This is a genomic window from Vibrio ouci (assembly GCF_004551525.1).
GTDB lineage: Bacteria > Pseudomonadota > Gammaproteobacteria > Enterobacterales > Vibrionaceae > Vibrio > Vibrio ouci.
In genome coordinates, this window is record NZ_SATR01000294.1 from 1 (window position 1) to 624 (window position 624).

Below are 624 nucleotides of genomic sequence, written 5' to 3' on the forward strand. Positions count from 1 at the left end.
TAACGCCCAATTAAGGTGTGAAGCACGCAACCACGACACTTGATTTGACCGCCGTAAACACTAAGCTCAACTCAAACGAAAAATGCCAAGCGTGCTGAATCACTCTTAAATTGTTTGTTAGGTGTTACCACCCAGAGTCCATTGGTTGATAATAACTCACCCATTCTTCTTTACTTTCTTTAATTATTTCAAGCAGTTCTGAATGTTTACTTTGGGTTATAGCACCTTGTAATAAAAGGTATTTATAGAACTTTTTTAGCACCGTGATAGTTGCTTTTACCGAATCAGGACTCGACCACATTGCTTTTCTAGGAAACCAACCCTCGAAGAAATAACCTACTTCTTCAATACCATCGGTAGGAGCTATGATTTCTTCATACAACAAATAATGATTCACATAGAAATCAAGATTCCCGAGGTGTTTAGATATCGTTTTATCTGATAGACCCTCTGACTTCAAATGCTCTTCGAATTGGTCAAGTAGTTGATTGTTTAGCTCTCGCTGTTGATCAGCAAGTAATTGATATTCTTCGTAATCCATATTGTTGCCAAATTAAATTGCTAGCTTTAGCCTTAAGATTACCTCAACTGGCTTGCACTGAACACTCTTTGACACCTAACGCC

The 624-nt window shown here is 38.1% G+C and carries 1 protein-coding gene; it reads right to left on the reverse strand.

Annotated features, from left to right (window positions below):
• Positions 1-124 precede the first annotated feature (124 nt).
• Entirely contained in the window at positions 125-541 is a 417-nt protein-coding gene (locus ELS82_RS25705) for a site-specific integrase (protein ID WP_134837841.1), read from the reverse strand.
• Positions 542-624 lie beyond the last annotated feature (83 nt).

What these genes read in the sequence shown, in the direction of transcription:
- ELS82_RS25705 (WP_134837841.1), bottom strand. Translation starts at nt 541, where the DNA reads ATGGATTACGAAGAATATCAATTACTTGCTGATCAACAGCGAGAGCTA.